The organism is Neobacillus sp. C211 (assembly GCF_051842875.1).
In the GTDB taxonomy this organism is placed as follows: Bacteria; Bacillota; Bacilli; order Bacillales; family Cytobacillaceae; genus Neobacillus.
In genome coordinates this window covers 1-3856 of sequence record NZ_JBPXRO010000072.1, presented here as the reverse complement: position 1 = coordinate 3856, position 3856 = coordinate 1, and the positions used below count along the sequence as shown (strand labels likewise).

Genomic DNA, 3856 nt, shown 5'->3' with positions numbered 1-3856 from the left:
AGTAGAATAACAAAATGAATTATTCTGGTGAAATGTAAATAAATCAAAAATAGGGAAGGAAGAACATACCCATCAAGTTAATATTTTGAGGCACCCCCCTAACGAAAATTTTGTTTCCATTTGCATAGAAAAATGCTTACTTTTATCGTTTGGGGGATCATCAGATTCTTAAGTCAATGGACGTACGGTTAGTCCCTATATAAACTCTATATTTACCAAACAGGTCTTGACCTCGAAGATATCTTACCTTCATTTGCTTCATAAACTAATTTTGTTAAATCTTCTTTGAGCATTTGCATTCGTTCAGCACCTATATTTTCAATCCAGCGTCCCTCAATCTCAGTTAGTATCTCCTCTTTTGCTTTCACTACTAACCAACCTCGTTCAGTCAAAACAATAATTTTCCCCCTTTTATCAGTGGGATGAGTTTGGCGCATTACATAACCACTTTTCTCAAGATAATCCACCATTTTACTCACAGCTTGCTTTGTAATTCCTAAGTATTCGGCTAGTTCTATACCTGTTGCTCCATTAGGAGTGATGTATTTAAACATAAAACCATGTACAGGTCTAATATCTTCAAATCCCAATTTACTCAATCTGACATGTAGTTCATTAATTGATGCACTAAAGGATAATGATAAAAGTGATGTAAGATCCAATTCACTAAATACTCCATGATTCACACATAAAACCTCCTTAAATACGGTCAATTTGGTTGACTTTATTTTAAATCCATTGTACTATACACAATATAGTCAATCAAATTGACTATAATTTGAGTATGAAAGAAATAGAATTCACCGAAACAAAATTAATAAATTATGGAGGGTTCTAATGGCTAACATCGTTAAAATTAGAGGAAGTGTATTTGCACCGTATGCTTGGTTGGAACCTATTAAAGATCCTGCAACAGGAAGGATCTTCGAATATACTGGTGATGCACGTGAATTTACACCATACGCGGTAAACACAATGCGGTCACGATTAGAGCAAGAGGTGATTATTGATTTTTATAAAAAAGAAATTTTCACATATGCAAATGCTTGTATCGTAACTGTAAAAGTTACAAATCCAGATGGTTCTATTGATTATAAAAAAGGAAAAACAGGTACAGAAAATATTGTATGTACTAATGTTGTGTGGGGCGCTGATGAAGTTTCTTTTGAAATGAGGGCAAGTGCCAGCAATCCTTTAAATACAGCAGCACCTGCGGCTGATTATCTATTAACTATACGAGTTAATAAAAGTGGTGTTGCGCATATTGAAGGTTCCCATGATGGGTTCCCTTGCTATGAATTTTATAAGCAAACAGATTTTGGTCCATTTGAATTAATATATACACATGATTTCAGAAAAACTGGTGACGTTCCTGAAGCGCTAGCTGGAGAAATGGAATACAGTTTTAAAACGACGATTTAGATATAAATATGAATCAGAAGAATAGCACTATTTAAACAAGAAGCAGCAAATATTAAAGGAAAAACAATTGATTATACGAAAGAAATTGCGATCTGTTTTGCTCAAAGGTTTTCTGTATTACCCAAAATAAGATTAGAATTGTAGAGGTGTGTCTCATGCCTAATATCGTTAAAATTAGAGCAAGTGTATTTATTCCCATGTCTTGGACTGAACCTAAGAAGGATATTCAAACAGGAAACGTGATTCAATTCGAAGGTGACTCACGTGAATTTACACCTTATGCTGTAAACGCTATGCGTTCCAGAATTGAACAAGAAGTAGTTGTAGATTTTTACAAAAATGAAATTTTCACATATGCGAATACTGGCATAACAACGGAAAGAATCACAACTTCAGATGGTTCCGTTAATAAAAGAACAGGAAAAGCTAGTACAAAAGATATTTTGTGCACTGATATTGTATGGAGTTCTGATGACGTCAAATTTCAAATGAGTGCTAGTGCTAGTAACCCATTAAATGCATATGCACCTCCTGTTGACTACCTATTAACTGTACAGGTCAAAAAAGATGGTACTGTCTATATTCAAGGTGCACATGACGGATTCCCTTGTTATGAATTTTATAAGCAAGTAAATTTTGGTCCGTTTGAAGAAATTCATACACATGATTTCAGAGAAACTGGTGATACGGCTGAAGCTCTAGGTGGAGAAATGGAGTATAGTTTTAAAAAGATATTGTAAAGACAATATAATACCCTTATAACAACGTAAGAGGAGTAACAGGAGGAAAAGAGAATGACAACAGTTTTATTTGTAAAAGCAAACAATCGCCCAGCAGACCAAGCAGTGAGTGTGAAATTATATGAGGCTTTTTTAGCGAGCTATAAAGAATCACATCCAAATGATACAGTGATAGAGCTTGATTTGTACAATGAGGAATTGCCATATGTAGGAGTAGATATGATTAACGGTACATTTAAGGCTAGTAGAGGACTTGATTTAACAACACAGGAAGCAAAGGCTGTAACTGTTACTGATAAATATTTAGATCAATTCCTTGCAGCTGATAAAGTTGTGTTTGGTTTTCCATTATGGAATTTAACAATCCCAGCTGTCCTACACACATATATTGATTACTTAAACCGTGCGGGCAAAACATTTAAATATACGTTAGAAGGTCCAGTAGGTCTTATTAGGAATAAGAAAATTGCATTATTAAACGCAAGTGGCGGTGTATATTCTAAAGGACCAGCAGCTAAATTAGAAATGGCTGTTAAATATGTAGAAAGTATGATGGGCTTCTTCGGTGTAAAAGAAATAGAGAAAGTAGTAATTGAAGGTCACAACCAATTCCCTGATAAATCAGCAGGAATTATTGCCGCAGGGCTTGAAAAGGCTGTTAGAGTAGCAAGTACATTCTAATTAACAAAATACTTGTCACTCAATATAGCAGTACGAACACTTTTATAGCGGTGGTACTGCTTTTTATTCGCTTATCTTACTACTTTTGGGCAGTAAGAAGCCAATTGATGTGATCTTTCTATTCTCAACTTAATAAAACGACAAAAAGAAGGTTTACATTGAGGAGTTAAGCCAAATAACATAACAGTATATGAAAAAAAGCTTTTGAACTTTGATATGGAGGAGGTCCAACTCTGTTAGTGAAATGATGCTGACAGTAGATAACTGATTATCATGAATTACTCTCAAATTTTTGATGAAATTAAAGAAATTTGCCCTCATGCATTTTTACGACTTGATGAACCGATGGCAAATCATACATTTATCCAAACGGGAGGAAATGCGGATATCTATATCAAGCCAGAAAATATAGAAGAAGTTCAAAAAGTAACTCGATACTCTTTTTTAAAAAGGATTCCTTTAACCATACTTGGTTATGGAACAAATATGATTATTCGCGATAAGGGGATTCGCGGAATTGTCATGAATTTGGACAATTTAAATAAGATAAAGGTAAATGATAATGAAATTAAAGCTGAAGGTGGAGCAAGTATCATTGATGTGTCTAGAGTTGCTCTCAAGCATCATTTATCAGGGATAGAATTTGCATGTGGGATTCCAGGCAGTGTTGGAGGAGCTTTAATCATGAATGCAGGAGCCTATGGTGGGGAGATTTCATTTGTCCTAAAAAAGTCCAAAGTAATGACAATGTCTGGAAAAATTTTAATTCTCAATGAATTGGAATTTCAATTTGGATATAGAACGAGTGTTTTTGAAAAAGAAAAGTATATTGTTCTAGAAGCAATTTTCTCCCTTGAGAAAGCGGATAAAGGACAAATACAAGAAAAAGTGGAAAGATTTACGTTTCTAAGAAACGAAAAACAACCTCTGGAATATCCTTCTTGTGGAAGTGTCTTTAAACGTCCACCCAATCATTTTGCAGGTAAACTGATCTCTGATAGCGGTTTGCAAGG

At 34.5% G+C, this 3856-nt stretch carries 5 protein-coding genes; 4 read left to right on the top strand and 1 reads right to left on the bottom strand.

Annotated elements, in window-relative coordinates; all coding sequences use genetic code 11:
• Positions 1-212: 212 nt before the first annotated feature.
• Positions 213-686 (bottom strand): MarR family winged helix-turn-helix transcriptional regulator, encoded by a 474-nt coding sequence (locus ACSU6B_RS28830; protein ID WP_410889892.1) that lies wholly within the window; start codon positions 684-686, stop codon positions 213-215.
• Positions 687-837: 151 nt separating this feature from the next.
• On the opposite strand from ACSU6B_RS28830, the gene ACSU6B_RS28825 reads away from it, so the two are divergent.
• The 4 genes from ACSU6B_RS28825 to murB form a co-directional block, all read left to right on the top strand.
• Positions 838-1422 (top strand): DUF3238 domain-containing protein, encoded by a 585-nt coding sequence (locus tag ACSU6B_RS28825; RefSeq protein WP_410889891.1) that lies wholly within the window; start codon positions 838-840, stop codon positions 1420-1422.
• A 155-nt stretch (positions 1423-1577) separates the two neighbouring features.
• Complete coding sequence (locus ACSU6B_RS28820) at positions 1578-2162, top strand: DUF3238 domain-containing protein (RefSeq protein WP_410889889.1); 585 nt, start codon at positions 1578-1580, stop codon at positions 2160-2162.
• A 54-nt stretch (positions 2163-2216) separates the two neighbouring features.
• On the top strand, positions 2217-2843 hold the full coding sequence (locus tag ACSU6B_RS28815; protein ID WP_410889887.1) for an FMN-dependent NADH-azoreductase: 627 nt from the start codon (positions 2217-2219) through the stop codon (positions 2841-2843).
• 273 nt (positions 2844-3116) lie between these two features.
• The coding region (murB, locus tag ACSU6B_RS28810; RefSeq protein WP_410889885.1) for a UDP-N-acetylmuramate dehydrogenase at positions 3117-3856 on the top strand (740 nt) is incomplete at its 3' end.